Source organism: Oxalobacter paraformigenes (genome assembly GCF_000158475.2).
Classification (GTDB): domain Bacteria; phylum Pseudomonadota; class Gammaproteobacteria; order Burkholderiales; family Burkholderiaceae_D; genus Oxalobacter; species Oxalobacter paraformigenes.
The window spans coordinates 544,862-558,747 of the sequence record NZ_KI392030.1 but is presented as its reverse complement, the minus strand read 5'-3'; the positions used below and the strand labels follow the sequence as shown (position 1 = coordinate 558,747).

General features: G+C 48.9%; 13 protein-coding genes. 7 read left to right on the top strand and 6 right to left on the bottom strand.

All coding sequences use genetic code 11. The features are described from left to right. Positions 1-26: 26 nt before the first annotated feature. A complete protein-coding gene (recA, locus tag OFAG_RS02680; RefSeq protein WP_005878826.1) occupies positions 27-1,088 on the bottom strand; it encodes a recombinase RecA in 1,062 nt (353 codons plus the stop codon). Positions 1,089-1,332: 244 nt separating this feature from the next. Here recA and OFAG_RS02675 point away from each other — a divergent pair, with 244 nt between their 5' ends. Next, on the top strand, positions 1,333-1,914 hold the full coding sequence (locus OFAG_RS02675; protein WP_005878825.1) for a DUF2889 domain-containing protein: 582 nt from the start codon (positions 1,333-1,335) through the stop codon (positions 1,912-1,914). A 177-nt stretch (positions 1,915-2,091) separates the two neighbouring features. Beyond that, a complete protein-coding gene (gene xseA, locus OFAG_RS02670) occupies positions 2,092-3,471 on the top strand; it encodes an exodeoxyribonuclease VII large subunit (protein ID WP_005878824.1) in 1,380 nt (459 codons plus the stop codon). A 4-nt stretch (positions 3,472-3,475) separates the two neighbouring features. Here xseA and OFAG_RS02665 read toward each other — a convergent pair whose 3' ends face one another. Together OFAG_RS02665 and aroKB are read right to left on the bottom strand one after the other, a co-directional pair. Further along, positions 3,476-4,624, bottom strand: a complete 1,149-nt coding sequence (locus tag OFAG_RS02665) for a deoxyguanosinetriphosphate triphosphohydrolase (protein WP_040719337.1) — start codon at positions 4,622-4,624, stop codon at positions 3,476-3,478. Between the two features lie 25 nt (positions 4,625-4,649). Then, a complete protein-coding gene (gene aroKB, locus OFAG_RS02660; protein ID WP_005878822.1) occupies positions 4,650-6,329 on the bottom strand; it encodes a bifunctional shikimate kinase/3-dehydroquinate synthase AroKB in 1,680 nt (559 codons plus the stop codon). 183 nt (positions 6,330-6,512) lie between these two features. Here aroKB and OFAG_RS02655 point away from each other — a divergent pair, with 183 nt between their 5' ends. The 5 genes from OFAG_RS02655 to OFAG_RS02640 all read left to right on the top strand — a co-directional run bounded on the left by OFAG_RS02655 (position 6,513) and on the right by OFAG_RS02640 (position 11,938). After that, complete coding sequence (locus OFAG_RS02655) at positions 6,513-8,867, top strand: penicillin-binding protein 1A (RefSeq protein WP_020994769.1); 2,355 nt, start codon at positions 6,513-6,515, stop codon at positions 8,865-8,867. Between the two features lie 123 nt (positions 8,868-8,990). Further along, positions 8,991-9,224: an LPS translocon maturation chaperone LptM gene (gene lptM, locus OFAG_RS14515; RefSeq protein WP_390621831.1), complete on the top strand. Its 234-nt coding sequence runs from the start codon at positions 8,991-8,993 to the stop codon at positions 9,222-9,224. 5 nt (positions 9,225-9,229) lie between these two features. Beyond that, on the top strand, positions 9,230-10,525 hold the full coding sequence (gene lysA, locus OFAG_RS02650) for a diaminopimelate decarboxylase (RefSeq protein ID WP_005878818.1): 1,296 nt from the start codon (positions 9,230-9,232) through the stop codon (positions 10,523-10,525). A gap of 60 nt (positions 10,526-10,585) precedes the next feature. Then, positions 10,586-11,266 carry a ribosome biogenesis GTP-binding protein YihA/YsxC gene (gene yihA, locus OFAG_RS02645; protein ID WP_020994767.1) on the top strand — a complete coding sequence of 227 codons (681 nt, stop codon included), beginning with the start codon at positions 10,586-10,588 and terminating at the stop codon, positions 11,264-11,266. A 45-nt stretch (positions 11,267-11,311) separates the two neighbouring features. After that, entirely contained in the window at positions 11,312-11,938 is a 627-nt protein-coding gene (locus tag OFAG_RS02640; protein WP_005878816.1) for a diacylglycerol/polyprenol kinase family protein, read from the top strand. 6 nt (positions 11,939-11,944) lie between these two features. Here OFAG_RS02640 and cutA read toward each other — a convergent pair whose 3' ends face one another. The 3 genes from cutA to OFAG_RS02625 form a co-directional block, all read right to left on the bottom strand. Next, complete coding sequence (cutA, locus tag OFAG_RS02635; RefSeq protein WP_005878815.1) at positions 11,945-12,262, bottom strand: divalent-cation tolerance protein CutA; 318 nt, start codon at positions 12,260-12,262, stop codon at positions 11,945-11,947. A gap of 114 nt (positions 12,263-12,376) precedes the next feature. Beyond that, a complete protein-coding gene (gene rplQ, locus OFAG_RS02630; RefSeq protein ID WP_005878814.1) occupies positions 12,377-12,766 on the bottom strand; it encodes a 50S ribosomal protein L17 in 390 nt (129 codons plus the stop codon). Between the two features lie 76 nt (positions 12,767-12,842). Then, positions 12,843-13,820 carry a DNA-directed RNA polymerase subunit alpha gene (locus OFAG_RS02625; protein ID WP_005878813.1) on the bottom strand — a complete coding sequence of 326 codons (978 nt, stop codon included), beginning with the start codon at positions 13,818-13,820 and terminating at the stop codon, positions 12,843-12,845. Positions 13,821-13,886 lie beyond the last annotated feature (66 nt).

Sequence of the window (13,886 nt, the reverse complement as noted above, 5' to 3'; positions counted from 1 at the left end):
TTTGCCATAAAAACGCGTGCATTCCGTTATTTAACATTTTCTGTTTCTTCGGTTTCTTCAGGCACAGGAGGCAGTTCCCGAACGCCATAAGCAGCACGCACCTTGTTCTCGATTTCACGGGCCAGTTTGGGATGAGCACGCAAATAATTGCGTGCATTGTCTTTGCCTTGCCCTATCCGCTCCCCATTGTAGCTATACCAGGAACCGGCTTTTTCAACGATCTTTGCATCCGCGCCCAAATCCAGGATTTCGCCTTCGCGGGATGTTCCTTCTCCGTAAAGAATATCGAAATAGGCTTCCTTAAACGGAGGCGCCGTCTTGTTTTTGACGACCTTGACCCGTGTTTCACTGCCGATAACTTCGTCACTTGACTTGATGGAACCGGTACGGCGAATATCCAGCCGAACCGAAGAATAGAATTTCAGCGCATTCCCCCCTGTCGTGGTTTCCGGATTGCCGAACATGACGCCGATTTTCATTCGTATCTGATTGATGAAAATGACCGATGTATTGGTTTTATTGATGCTGCCCGTCAGTTTGCGCAATGCCTGCGACATCAGTCTGGCCTGCAAGCCCGGCAGGGAATCGCCCATATCGCCCTCGATTTCCGCCTTGGGCGTCAATGCAGCTACTGAATCGATAACAATAAGATCGACTGCGCCGGAACGAACGAGTGCATCTGTAATTTCAAGAGCCTGCTCTCCGGTATCGGGTTGCGAAATCAGCAAATCCTGAAGATGAACCCCCAGTTTCTGCGCATAGCCAACATCCAGCGCATGTTCTGCATCGATAAAGGCGCAGGTACCACCCAGCTTCTGCATCTCGGCAATTACCTGCAGCGTCAGGGTCGTTTTGCCTGAAGATTCAGGACCGTAAATCTCAATGACGCGCCCCCTCGGCAATCCGCCCACACCCAATGCGATGTCCAGTCCAAGAGAACCTGTCGATACAACGGGAATTTCTTCAACCACAACCCCTGGAGCCATTCGCATAACAGAACCTTTGCCGAATTGCTTTTCAATCTGCGCAAGAGCGATAGCCAATGCCTTGTTTTTTTCCGGATTGGATGCAGTTTTATTATCGTCCATAGTATTCTTTCACTTTAAAAAGCCTACAGAAAATTCAAAATTGTTTTGCTGTATATATTAACAGTAATTTTACCAAAAAAATGCATTGTTTACCGATAATAATCAAAATTTAGTATAGTCCCGTCTTCTTTTAATCGGCAGGGTTTTCCACTATAATAAGGTAATCATCATATTTCTGGCGGTTGTTTGATTTCACGAATGCTGGCAACTGTTTTTCCTTAGCGTTAGCTCTTTACAACTACCTATGCCACTTCCACCTCCCACAACTCCGCGTGTTTTGAAACACACCCGAACTGTTCAGGTTCAGTTTTTTTACCGAAACGACGAGTTATGGGATATTGATGCCCGGTTTACCGATGTCAAAACTCATGAATTACTGCTGACATCGATTGTCATTCCCGCCAAACGCCCCTTGCACGATCTCCTGTTAAGATTGACTATCAATGCCCAGGGCACTATTGTTGATGCGCACGTGGCATTTGACGAAGTCCCGTTCGAAGGATACTGTGAAAATATTCATTCGCGCTACAAGCAGTTGATCGGTTTAAATGTGTTACACCATTTCCGTCATGAAATGAAAGACCGGTTTACCGGCATCAACGGCTGTACTCACATGAACGAACTGGCTGAGGCCGTCCCTTCCGTTGCCATGCAGGTTTTCGTTTTCGGCGAAGAAGAAGCCCGCGTTAAAGCGGCATTTCAAAAAGCCAGTGACAAACCGTTTCACCTGGACCAATGTCATTGCATGGATACTACGGGCCCTGCCGTTGAAAAGTTCTATCCTGTCTGGTCCATCAAACCGGAACAAAAACAAGAGACTGATTGAAGGCGACACCAACAGTTGCATACCAATCCGGAATTGTTTTCCCGGCTATGGAAAAGCATGCGAACAAATCCGTGAATTACACAGCAGGCCATCAAAAATCTCTTTAAAATTCACCGTTCACTGTATTGAAGATTTCCTTTACAGTATCGAAGCATCAGTTATGTCTGTTTATCCCTTGTGAAAATACAAAAAAAACCTTCTCCATCCGTCCTGTTTGCCACAGGTAACGCTTCCTCAACGGTACTGACAGTTACCGAATTGAATAATACGGTAGCTGAAATACTCGAATGCAGTTTTCCCTTAGTGTGGATAGCGGGTGAAATTTCCAATTTTACCAGGGCCGCTTCAGGACACTGGTACTTCACTCTCAAAGACAAAATGGCACAGGTAAGAGCCATCATGTTCAAGGGACGCACTCAATCAGTGGACTTTTTTCCCAAAGAAGGCGACAAGGTGGAAGTACGTGCAACCGTGTCGCTTTACACGGCACGTGGCGATTTCCAGTTGAACGTCGAAGCGATCCGGCATGCCGGAAGCGGCAATTTATACGAAGCGTTTCTCCATCTGAAATCGAAACTTGAAGAAGAAGGCCTCTTTTCAGGCGAACGAAAACGGCCCATCCCTGCTTTTGCCAGGACAATAGGCATCGTGACAAGCCCGCAAGCCGCTGCATTACGCGATGTATTGACCACATTGGGCAGAAGAGCTCCCCATATCCGACTGGTTTTGTACCCCGTACCCGTCCAGGGCGACGGTGCGGCAGAAAAGATTGCGCGGATGCTGACAGTTGCCTCTGACCGTGCCGAGTGTGACGTTCTGCTGATCTGCCGCGGTGGAGGCAGTATTGAAGATTTGTGGAGTTTTAATGAAGAGATTGTTGCTCGCGCCATTGCGGCCTGCGCAATACCCACTGTCTCCGGTATTGGCCATGAAACGGATTTTACCATTGCAGATTTTGTCTCCGATCTTCGTGCCCCGACTCCGACAGCTGCTGCTGAAGTGGCAACACGGACACATCGTGACTGGATGGACGCCATCGGAATACACGCCGGTAAATTACAGTACATAATAAAACGGCTTTTGCACAATGCCATGCAAACGGCTGACAATCTGGCAAAAAGACTGATCAGTCCGGCAACTCACACCGAACGCGAACGCATCAAACTCAACGCACTTACGGCCAGACTGAAGCACGTCAGCAGCAATCTGCTTGTCGCTTCCCGTTATGAACTCTCCCATTTGAACACTTGCCTCAAATCGCGATTGCCTGATACTGTGCAACTACGTACTGATCTGGCAAATCAGTCAAAACAATTATCACAAGGAATGAGCTCTCTGCTGGCACATCGGCGTCAGTCAACGTTTTTACTGGATTCGCAACTCGAATTGCTCAGTCCGGAACGGACGCTGGAACGTGGCTATGCCATTATGACGGACACACGCGGGCAGATCATCCGTTCTCCCGAACAGTTACCTGTCAGAAAACCGGTTTCCGTACAGCTTGCGAAGGGAAGCGCGAAAATCAGCATCGAATCGGTTCAGCCCGATCTCAAATGACAACTCAGACTTCTTCTATTTCAAACAGCATGCGATACTGTCGCATGGCATACCGATCCGTCATTCCGGCAATGTAATCGGCTATTTTCCGGGCTCTGTCCTGTTCATGATGACTAGCCGACCTGTGTTCCGGAGCCAGCAATTGCGGTTCAGCCATAAATATGGAAAAAAGACGCTGGACAATACGACGCGCTTTGCTACTCATCCGGTTAACCCGGTAATGACGATACAGGTTTTCGAAAAGAAATTTTTTCAGCGAGCTGGACTGCTCGGCCATTTTATCGGAAAAAGCGATCAACGGTATAGCCAGGCGGACATCATCAGCTGACTTGGGATTGACTTCCTGAATTCGTTTTAGTGAAGTTTCTGTCAAATCGACAATCAGCGCCCCGATCATTCTACGGACAGTTTCGTGAATAGCCCGCCGTTCAGTAATACCGGGCATTGCCGACTGAACATCTTTCCAATACTGCGCAAACAGGTCCACGTCTTTCAATTGTCCAATCGTAATCAGACCGGAACGCAAACCGTCATCCACGTCATGATTGTTATAAGCGATTTCATCTGCGACGTTGGCCAACTGTGCTTCCAGCGACGGTTGACGGTTTTCAAGAAACCGCTGACCAATATCGCCCAGCTTTTTGGCATCCTCAACGGAACAATGTTTCAGAATACCTTCCCGGGTTTCATAAGTCAGATTCAGACCATCAAACGATCCGTATCGCTCTTCCAGCAGATCGACTACCCGCAAACTCTGCAGATTATGCTCGAAACCTCCATAATCCTGCATACAGACGTTCAATGCCTCCTGCCCCGCATGACCGAACGGCGTGTGCCCCAGATCGTGCGCCAGCGAAATCGCTTCAGTCAAATCTTCATTCAATGACAGATTGCGCGCAACCGAACGGGCAATTTGCGCCACCTCGATACTATGTGTCAAACGGGTACGGAAAAGATCGCCTTCATGATTGATGAAAACCTGGGTCTTGTATTCCAGACGTCTGAAAGCGCCTGAATGAACAATCCTGTCCCGATCGCGCTGATATTCTGTACGTGCAACATCCAACGGTTCGGAATAACGACGACCGCGCGAAACGGAAGGATCGGAAGCATAAACAGCCAACCCTGGAGAACTCACCGTATTCCTCCTCATTTCCTTCCCTATACGAAAACTTCAATCAATTTGAAGCGACACATTCTTTTAAAGTGGCCAGCAACATGTCTTCGGGCACTTTTGCAACTACTGCCTTACCGAGTGCTTTCAGCAAAACAAACTGGATTTCTCCTCCGATATTCTTTTTGTCAACCTGCATCAGCTCAATCCAGCGTTCTGCGCCCAATGCAGGCGCGACAACCGGCAACCCTGCTTTTTTCACCAGCATCCGGATCCGGTTTCCAAAACTTTCATCAAGCCATCCCATACGCGCCGACAAATCGGCAGCCATTACCATGCCGCAACCGACAGCTTCACCGTGCAGCCACTGGCCATATCCCAACCCCGCCTCAATAGCATGTCCGAAAGTATGGCCGAAATTGAGAATCGCTCTCAAGCCGGTACTTTCGCGCTCATCCTGACGCACGATATCGGCCTTGATTTCGCACGAACGGCGTATCGCATAAACCAGCGCTTCGTCCTCCCGATTTAGCAGTTTTTCGATATTCTTTTCGAGCCACTCAAAAAATCCGGCATCAATGATGGCACCATATTTGATCACCTCGGCCAGACCGGCAATCAATTCCTTGTCAGGCAGGGTATTTAACGTTGACGTATCGGCAATTACCGCCTCAGGCTGATAAAAAGCGCCGATCATGTTCTTGCCGAGCGGATGATTGATTCCCGTTTTTCCGCCGACGGAAGAATCCACTTCCGCCAGTAGTGTCGTAGGGACTTGAACGAAAGGTACGCCTCTCATGAAACTGGCTGCCGCATACCCCGTCATATCGCCGATCACTCCACCGCCCAGAGCGACCAATGTCGTTTTGCGGTCGCATTTGTGCTCCATCAGGAAATCGAAAACCTTCATAAGACTTTCCCAGTTTTTTTCCTGTTCGCCATCCGGCAATACCAGCGATATGACCTGTTTTCCCGCTTCATTCAAAGAACGCGTCAGGCTCTCCAGATAAAGCGGTGCAACGACCGTATTGGTAATGATGGCGATTCGGTTGCCCTGCACAGTTCGCGCAAGCAACTTGACGTCTTTAAGCAGTCCCGTTCCGATTTCAATAGGATAACTGCGTTCTCCGAGATCAACTTTAAGATGGGTATTTTTGGAATTCATCGTTGGATTGTCTTTCCTGATGCGGTTTGGGGAACGCCTTTTCTGTTTTTCCCCGACCTTTCTTTTCTGGAAACCGGCCAGTTGAGTCAAAATCGACTGAACCATGGCATGCACATTCGGACGTCCGGTATCGACAATAATATCAGCCACTTCCCTGTAGAACGGTTCACGCTGTTTTGCCAGTTCCTCAAGTTTCTTTCTCCGGTTTTCCGTCTGCAGCAAAGGACGGCTTTTATCATGCATCGTTCTTTGCAGAATATTGTTCACGCTGGCACGCAAATAAATGACCGTACCCCGGGATTTGAGATGCTTCCGGTTATCGGGATGGACAACGGCCCCTCCTCCTGTTGCCAACACCACACCGGTCTGGCCGGTCAGATCCTTGATAGTTTCAACTTCACGACGTCTGAAACTTTCTTCGCCTTCGATTTCAAAAATCCATGAAATCGTCGCTCCTGTCCGTGCCTCGATTTCATGATCCGAATCCACGAATCTCAACCCCAGCCGCTTCGCCAGCAGACGGCCAACGGTTGTTTTGCCCGATCCCATCAGGCCGACCAGAAAAATATTTTCTTGCATAAAAAATAAATGACGTTGCTGTATTGCCGAATATATCAGATATGAACGTTTCCCATTCCTTTCAGGCCGCAATTCTTCCCCGAAAGGCGCGGTTTTCGCTATGAAACAGTTGTTTACACATTTAAGTGCTAAGATGAACAGTTTAAAGGATAATGCGCGTATTGCCTTTTTTTGCCGAATAGCATGTTTAACAAAAACCGGAATCCCGATGCTCCAAACGCAGCAAAACCCGCCAGAAAGCTGCTTACCCGTATTGCCCTCAGTTGTGCGGCACTCGGCGTCAGTGTAGCTCTAATCGGAGCTCTTATCGTCATACTGGCGATGACTCTGATATACCCGAAATTGCCTCCAATGGATCAGCTGACGGATTATCATCCCAAAATGCCGCTCCGGATTTACACGGCAGATCGTGTCCTGATGGGAGAATTCGGCGAAGAACGGCGCAATCTCGTCCGGATCAGCCAAATCCCGGATATCATGAAAAAAGCCGTTCTTGCTATTGAAGACGACCGGTTTTACCAGCACAGCGGCGTCGATTATATCGGCATCCTTCGCGCCGCCTTGCACAATCTTGTGAGCCGCAGCAGACAGGGCGCCTCGACCATTACCCAACAGGTGGCAAGAAATTTCTTCCTGACCAGCGAACAAACCTTCAAACGAAAACTCTATGAAGTCCTGCTGGCCTGGAAAATAGAAAAAACGCTGACCAAAGACCAGATATTCGAAATTTACCTGAACCAGATTTATCTGGGACAACGGGCTTTCGGTTTCGCTTCGGCTGCACAAGTGTACTTCGGCAAACCTTTGCAGGACATTACGCTGGCGGAAGCAGCCATGCTGGCCGGATTGCCGAAAGCGCCGTCCGCCAACAATCCGATCACCAATCCGACCCGCGCCAAACAGCGGCAACAATACATCCTGCTCCGGATGAAGCAGCTCGGCTATATCACCGATCAGGAATATGAAACGGCAAAAAATGAAGAAATCAAGGTAAAAAGCAGCCGGAACGAGTTCAACGTCCACGCACAGTATGTCGCTGAAATGGTTCGTATGATGGTTTACGACCAGTACAAGGACGAAACATATACCCGCGGTCTGAATGTTTATACCACAATCACCCAGAAAGATCAGGAAGCGGCCTATCAGGCTGTGCGACGTGGCGTGATGGACTATGACAGACGCCACGGTTATCGAGGTCCGGAAGGACACATGGTCATTCCGGCATCAAAAGAAGCCTTTGCCGACGCGATCGAAGACGAACTGGCCCGTTATCCCGACAGCGATGGCATTTCAAGCGCTGTCGTTCTGGAAGCGTCCCCAAGACTCGTCCGCGCCGTTTTATCGTCAGGTAACGAGATCTCCATTTCCGGTAGCGGCCTGAGCTTTGCCGCATCCGCTCTCGCTTCCAGTGCAAGCGGTAACAAACAGATCAAACGCGGTTCGATTATCCGTATCGCACAAGATGCTTCCGGGAACTGGAACATTGTTCAAATGCCGCAAATCGAGGCAGCCTTCGTTTCCCTCAATCCGAACGATGGCGCAATCAAGTCTCTGATAGGCGGTTTCGATTTCACGCAAAAAAAGTTCAATCATGTCACACAGGCCTGGCGCCAGCCCGGATCCTCTTTCAAACCCTTTATTTATTCCGCCTCGCTGGAAAAGAATTTTGCGCCTGCCAGCATCATCAATGATTCTCCCATGTCATTTTCCGGACAGCCTGGCGGCCAAAACTGGAATCCGAAAAATTTCGATTCGCGCTATGAAGGCCCGATGACCATGCGTCGCGGACTGATGAAGTCTAAAAACATGATCTCGATCCAGATTCTGAATCAGATCGGGGCACCGTATGGCCAAGAATACATCACACGGTTTGGCTTCGACGCCGACAAGAATCCGCCGTATCTCACGCTGGCCCTGGGTGCGGGTTCTGTCACGCCATTGCAAATGGCAGTTGCCTATTCGGTTTTTGCCAATGGCGGCTATAAAATCAAACCGTACATCATTTCATACATTGCCGATTCCGATGGAAAAATCCTTTCTCAGGCACGTCCGGAAAGAGCCGGTGATGAAAATACCCGCGTTATCGACGCGCGTAATGCGTTCATTATGGACAGTTTGTTGAAAGACGTCGTCCGAGGAGGAACAGCCGCAAGAGCGAATATCCTGAACCGTCCCGATCTGGCTGGCAAAACAGGAACAACCAATGATTCCTATGACGCCTGGTTCGCCGGTTATCAACCCAGCCTGGTTGCAGTAGCATGGCTCGGTTTCGACCAGCCCCGCAATATGGGTGGACGGGAAACCGGCAGCGGACTGGCATTGCCAGTCTGGATCAGTTACATGCAAAAAGCGCTTTCAGGCACGCCTGTCGAACTTCGATCACCACCGGCTGGCGTCATTTTTGAAAACGGCGATTATTATTACGCCGAAGTACCGCCCGGCAAAATCGCGACCAATGTCGGTGTAGGGCAAAAAGAGTATGAAAAAATGTACGAATCAGAAAACAGCCACCTCAAAGACGAAATTTTTGCTGACTGATCATTGAAAAATTTTCGCCCGTCGAATGTCAGCTGTGGATTGAAGGTCATATCGACATTCGATCAGTTCCTTGTGACATGTTACACTGCGCAATCAATAGTACAGTCTTTCAATAACCGGGGAATGCAAATGCGACTTTTCCGACTGGCGAAATGGAGTTTCTCCTTGTTGTCCGCCATTTTCTTTTGTATGAATCTGTGTGCCTGTGGCCAGAAGGGACCGCTGATACTGCCTCCCTCGGATACGACGCCGAGGCCGGTAACACCACAGACTTTCCCTGAACCTGAAACCGATGAACCCGAGTCGGAAAGAGCGCCTCTGGGCATTCTTCCCGGCAGCTTGCCGACATTACCTTGAATACGATGAAAACAGCAGCCCAACATTTCATTTATCAAAACGATGTATTGACTGTCGATGGCGTACCGCTTGACAAACTGGCCGCCCAATTCGGAACACCGCTTTACGTTTATTCCAAAACAGCGCTGATTGAGCATTTCCATCAATATGCCGATACTTGCAAACGGCATGAAACAGATGATATTCACTCTCTGGTTTGCTATTCGGTCAAATCCAATTCCAACCTGGCGATCCTGAATATTCTGGGCCGGGAAGGCGCCGGTTTCGATATCGTATCGGGTGGCGAACTTTTGCGTGTTATCGCTGCCGGCTGTGACCCTAGGAAAGTGATCTTCTCCGGCGTCGGCAAGACAACAGAAGAAATAAGCCTTGCCTTGAAACACGATATTCTCTGCTTTAATGTCGAATCTTTTGCCGAATTGCAGCGAATCAATCGCATCGCGTCGGAAATGGGCAAAAAAGCCAGAATTTCTTTCCGCGTCAATCCTGATGTCGATCCAAAGACTCATCCTTATATCTCGACCGGGCTGAAAGAAAACAAATTCGGCATTCCATTTGAGGAAGCCCTGTCCTGCTATGAGCAAGCTTCAAAAATGACCCATATCGATGTTACCGGAATCGACTGCCACATTGGCTCCCAATTGCTGGACGACTCCCCTCTTCTTGAAGCGCTGGATAAACTGATCGGCCTTTACGACCAACTGGCACAAAGAAACATCGAACTGCAACATATCGATATCGGCGGTGGTATTGGGATTACGTATGACAATGAAGAACCGGTTGCCGTTCCAGAGTACCTTTCCAGGCTCTTTCGGAAAATAGGGGAATGGAAAAATGCCAACTATCCCGGCAAACCGCTTGCCATAATGTTCGAACCGGGACGTTCCATCTCCGGCAATGCCGGCTTGCTGCTCACGCAAGTCCAATATCTGAAAACCAATTCGGACAAACATTTCGCTATCGTCGACGCGGCTATGAACGATCTGATGAGGCCGTCCCTTTACGAAGCATGGCATACAGTTTTACCGGTCGTGAAAAGAAACGGTTCCGCTTTGACTTACGACGTCGTAGGACCTGTCTGCGAATCGGGAGACTGGCTGGCACGCCAGAGAAAACTTTCCATCGAAGCGGACGATTACCTCGCGGTCATGAGTGCCGGCGCATACGGTATGGCCATGGCTTCCAACTATAATACCCGGGGCCGTGCAGCGGAAGTTCTTGTCGATAATGGACAGGTACATCTGATTCGGCAAAGAGAACGCGCGGAAGAACTTTACGCTCTCGAAACCATCGTATCTTAATATACCGGGAACCGTTAATCTATCGGTATGGTGCACGAATTCCCTTTATCCGGAGACCACATGTCCAAACTCTGGCAGGCGCGCTTTTTCAGAACGGCAAATCATTTACGGGACTTGCCCCGGTTAAACGTGCCTGAAATCGCTTTTGTCGGCAGATCCAATGCAGGCAAATCGTCGGCCATCAATACTTTGTGCAATCAGAAAAATCTTGCCTATGCGTCGAGAACGCCGGGCCGTACCCAGCATATCAATTTCTTTTCGATAGGAGGAGCCCATGTGGCCCAGCACAGGCACGATCCTGTCGATGAAAACAAAGTTGAACTTTTTCTGGTGGATTTGCCTGGATACGGATACGCACAAATATCGGGTACCGCCAAAGAACATTGGCAGAAACTCCTGAGCGATTATCTGATAACTCGCCCGCAATTAAGTGGTCTGATCCTCGTCATGGATTCAAGACATCCTTTTCAGCCGCTGGATGTCAGTTTGCTGGAATGGTTTGCCGTGACCGGAAAGCCAATCCACTGTCTGCTGACCAAAGCGGACAAACTGAACCGCCGCGAATCCAGCGAAGCCCTTAAACAAGTGGATACCATTCTCAGGAGTTACATTGATGAAAATGGACATCCTTTTCCTTTTTCTGCCCAACTCTTTTCTTCAACAAAACGAACAGGTCTGAAAGAAGCGACTGCTTTTATTCTGAATCTGGCCGGCCAACCGGAAAATACCGACCCTGTCTAAGCAGCACGCCGCAATCTGCCACTTAAAACATGATAACCGTTTCAAATGACCAGACAGATTTCATACGGGCATGAAGTTCTCCGCAAGATCATTCACTTGAGCTCGCTCTGGATGGTTGTTTCTATCGGCCTTTTCCCTGCTTGCTTCAACATCGCTTTATTCGCTTTACTGCTATTTTCGATTATTTTCATCGAATACGGCAATCACAGGCAGTGGCGTTTCTTTACCCTGACTTACGGCAGCCTTTTTAACAGGATATTGCGCGAAAAGGAAACACAGGCACGATTTCGGTTAAGCGGTGCTCCCTACGTTATTGCAGCGGCATTGATGGTTACGGTTCTCTTTCCCAAAGTTATTGCAATGACCGCTCTTTCCATCATGCTTATTGGCGATACGTGTGCTGCCCTGGTGGGCCGCAAGCTGGGCAGACATAAAATCAACATGGGGACAAAAAGCATTGAAGGCAGCCTGGCCTTCTGGCTGTTTTCTGCCAGTGTTCTTCTCTTTTTTTATCTGAACTTTTCGCAATCACCCCTTTTTCTGATCTTTGGGCTGATAGGGGTAACTGTGGCGACCTTTGCCGAGATATTTGAAAACCGGATCCATCTGGACGACAATTTTTCCATTCCCCTGGTAGTCGGCATTTTTCTGTCTTTTTCCTCCTGGCTCTAGCACTCCTTAACAAGTTCCCTGCCTGATCCATTCCAGGTAAGGCTCGAGACCATCCAGAACGGGTACAGAAACAATTTCAGGCAATTCATAAGGATGAAGCGATAAAATCAGTTCTTCTACGTCCTTATACTTTTCGCGAACTGTTTTGATCGTCAAATTCAGCTCGTCAGCTTCTTCGATCCTGCCATCCCATCGGTAAACCGAATGTACTGCAGAACCCCAGCTGACACAGGCAGCCAGCTTTTTCTCGACAATGGTTTTTCCGATTGTGCTGGCCGTACCCGCGTCCGGGACTGTACAAAAAATAAAAATCTGTTCTTTCATTCCCTCTTCTCCGACACGTAAATATACTTCACATTGTAGCCGGAGAAACCTCTGCCGTTCCGTAACAAAAAAGGCCGGATTTCTCCGGCCTTCATAATGGGATACGTGCCCGCTTTACTTGGCATTCGCTTCCGTTTTCTCTTCTTCCGGTCTGTCCATCAGTTCAACATAAGCCATAGGAGCGTTGTCGCCTGCCCGGAAGCCCATCTTCAGAATGCGAAGATAACCACCGTTACGATTGGCAAATCGCGGTCCCAGTTCATTGAACAGTTTCACCACAATTTCCCGATCGCGCAGCCTGTTAAAGGCCAGCCGCTTGTTTGCCACGGTATCGGTTTTGCCCAAGGTGATAATCGGTTCGACAACACGACGCAATTCCTTGGCTTTCGGCAGAGTCGTCTTGATCGCTTCATGACGCAACAGAGAGACTGTCATATTGCGAAGCATTGCAAGACGATGAGACGATGTACGGTTCAGTTTTCTCAAACCATGACGATGACGCATGATAGTTTCCTTATAAATCTTGTCAATCCGGCTCTTCTATCAGTCAAAACTGCGGGCCGGTAATGTCGTTAAAAAATTATTTTTCGAATCCTGCAGGCGGCCAGTTGTCCAGACGCATTCCCAGGGTCAACCCGCGGGAAGCCAGTACTTCCTTGATTTCATTCAAAGACTTGCGGCCCAGATTCGGCGTTTTCAGCAACTCGTTTTCACTACGCTGGATAAGATCGCCAATGTAGTTGATGTTTTCTGCTTTCAGACAATTTGCCGAACGGACTGTCAACTCCAGATCATCAACCGGACGCAGCAAAATAGGATCGACTGCCGGGACCTGCGTCAATGCTTCAGAAGTCGTTTCCGTTCCTTCGAGCGCAGCGAATACGCTTAACTGATCGACCAGAATACGGGCAGACTGGCGAATGGCTTCTTCAGCCGTAATGACGCCATTGGTTTCGATATTGATAATCAGCTTGTCCAGATCGGTACGTTGTTCCACGCGGGCGGATTCAACTGCGTAAGACACACGGCGGACAGGCGAAAAAGAGGCATCCAGAATAATGCGCCCGATAGTCTTGTTCGCATCTTCGGAAAGTCTTCTCACATTCCCCGGCACGTATCCTCGACCTTTTTCAACCTTGATCTGCATATCAAGTTTGCCGTTATCCGCCAGGTTGGCAATGACATGATCAGGGTTGATAATTTCCACGTCATGCGGCAATTCAATATCGGCGGCGGTGACGATACCTGGCCCCGATTTTTTCAGGGTCAGCGTAATGACATCGCGATTGTGTAACTTGAAGACGACCCCTTTCAGGTTCAGGAGAAGATCGACAACATCTTCCTGAACGCCGTCCAGAGTCGAATACTCGTGAACGACACCGGCAATGGTCACTTCTGTGGGCGCATAACCGGTCATGGAAGACAGAAGCACACGTCTTAACGCATTACCGAGCGTGTGTCCATAACCGCGCTCGAACGGTTCCATCTCAACAATGGAACGACCGCCGCCTAGCGATTCGACGTTGATAATGCGCGGTTTGAGAAAATTGTTTTGCATAGTATGTCCTTTTCAATACCCTTGGCTCGTTACACCAATAAGGCTGATGGCACTGGTAATGCGGAA

Coding starts and splice junctions, on each gene's coding strand:
- OFAG_RS02655 (WP_020994769.1), top strand. CDS start 6,513: ATGTTTAACAAAAACCGGAATCCCGATGCTCCAAACGCAGCAAAACCC.
- OFAG_RS02640 (WP_005878816.1), top strand. CDS start 11,312: ATGACCAGACAGATTTCATACGGGCATGAAGTTCTCCGCAAGATCATT.
- cutA (WP_005878815.1), bottom strand. CDS start 12,262: ATGAAAGAACAGATTTTTATTTTTTGTACAGTCCCGGACGCGGGTACG.
- OFAG_RS02625 (WP_005878813.1), bottom strand. CDS start 13,820: ATGCAAAACAATTTTCTCAAACCGCGCATTATCAACGTCGAATCGCTA.
- lptM (WP_390621831.1), top strand. CDS start 8,991: ATGCAAATGCGACTTTTCCGACTGGCGAAATGGAGTTTCTCCTTGTTG.
- aroKB (WP_005878822.1), bottom strand. CDS start 6,329: ATGCAAGAAAATATTTTTCTGGTCGGCCTGATGGGATCGGGCAAAACA.
- lysA (WP_005878818.1), top strand. CDS start 9,230: ATGAAAACAGCAGCCCAACATTTCATTTATCAAAACGATGTATTGACT.
- rplQ (WP_005878814.1), bottom strand. CDS start 12,766: ATGCGTCATCGTCATGGTTTGAGAAAACTGAACCGTACATCGTCTCAT.
- yihA (WP_020994767.1), top strand. CDS start 10,586: ATGTCCAAACTCTGGCAGGCGCGCTTTTTCAGAACGGCAAATCATTTA.
- OFAG_RS02675 (WP_005878825.1), top strand. CDS start 1,333: ATGCCACTTCCACCTCCCACAACTCCGCGTGTTTTGAAACACACCCGA.
- OFAG_RS02665 (WP_040719337.1), bottom strand. CDS start 4,624: ATGAGGAGGAATACGGTGAGTTCTCCAGGGTTGGCTGTTTATGCTTCC.
- recA (WP_005878826.1), bottom strand. CDS start 1,088: ATGGACGATAATAAAACTGCATCCAATCCGGAAAAAAACAAGGCATTG.